The organism is Blautia massiliensis (ex Liu et al. 2021), assembly GCF_052064225.1.
Lineage (GTDB): Bacteria > Bacillota > Clostridia > Lachnospirales > Lachnospiraceae > Blautia_A > Blautia_A fusiformis.
In genome coordinates this window covers 1-1,259 of record NZ_JBQHWA010000081.1, presented here as the reverse complement: position 1 = coordinate 1,259, position 1,259 = coordinate 1, and the positions used below count along the sequence as shown (strand labels likewise).

2 protein-coding genes are annotated in these 1,259 nt (G+C 42.8%); both read right to left on the bottom strand.

Annotation, left to right across the window (positions count from 1 at the left end; translation table 11 throughout):
• Window positions 1–49 precede the first annotated feature (49 nt).
• Window positions 50–943 carry an IS3 family transposase gene (locus ACTNDQ_RS15370; RefSeq protein WP_441064999.1) on the bottom strand — a complete coding sequence of 298 codons (894 nt, stop codon included), beginning with the start codon at window positions 941–943 and terminating at the stop codon, window positions 50–52.
• 8 nt (window positions 944–951) lie between these two features.
• Window positions 952–1,259, bottom strand: a 308-nt coding sequence (locus ACTNDQ_RS15365; RefSeq protein WP_441064998.1) for a transposase, incomplete at its 5' end; no start/stop codon positions are given.

Sequence of the window (1,259 nt, the reverse complement as noted above, 5' to 3'; positions counted from 1 at the left end):
TGGTCCTATGTCAAGATTTAGTACAAATTAAAATGAGAAGTTCTGCCTGCTAAGCAGCAGACAGTAACATACCCCTCTCATACAGCTTTTCATATTCGTCAGGTGATACATAGCCACAGTGGCTGTGGATTCTGACAGTGTTATAGAATGTTTCTATGTATTCGAATACCAGACGATAAGCATGGTTGTAGTTACGAATACTGAAACGATTTAACCATTCACGTTTAATAAGGGAATGGAAAGATTCGATGCAGGCATTGTCATACGGATAACCTGTATGAGAATAACTGCGTTGCATTTTTTCAGTGGCTTCGCGCCAAGCATTAGAAACATACTGGCTGCCACGATCCGTGTGAATAATCAAAGGGAAATCGATTTTTCGATAGGCCTTTGCTTTATTAATAGTTTCAATAACAGTGGATACTTCCATCGTGTCAGAAAGTGTCCATGCGATGATTTTTCTGGCAAATAAGTCCATGATGCAATTAAGGTATACAAAGCCGTCCTGCGTCCAAATGTAAGTGATGTCAGTACACCAAACGGCATTAGGACATTCTGGGTTAAACTGCTCATCAAGAATGTTGCGAAGTTCTTCACTGAAATCGGAGTCTCTCGTTGTGGTGGTCCACGGTTTAATCCACTGGGCTTTAATGCCCATTTCACGCATGTATTTACCTACGGTGCGTTCGGCGATGATTTCGCCAGCCTTGCGGAGCTCCTGAGTGATTTTGGGAGCACCATAGTTCTGTTTGGATTTGTCGTAGATTTTCTGGATTTCCTTTTTTATAGCCTCTTTACGCTGCTTTGAAGGAGAAACTTTTCGATTCAGAAAAGCTCGATATCCAGAGCGAGATACGCCTAAAAATTTCAGCATTCCGGAAGTAGAGACGCGGCGTCCAGTAACTTTAGATGCCTCTACTTTGGCAGAAACTTCAGTGTAGATAGCTTCTGTTAATCTTTCCCCAGAATGCCGATGGCTTTTTTTAACACATCAAGAGCATCCTGAGCGTCGCGAAGCTCGCGCTTAAGACGTGCGATTTCCTTGGCTTCATCGGATTCGTAATTACCAGAACCCCTAACAGGAATGTCGCCTTCATTGTCTCGGAATTGCGCTTCCCATCTGGCAAGAGTGCTGACTCCGATGCCAAGATTCTTGGCACATTCTACCTGAGTGAGATCCGGATGTTCTTTTCGATAGTTGATAGCATCCAACTTAAATTGTTTGGTGTGTTGAGTTTTCTTACATGACATGATGAGTT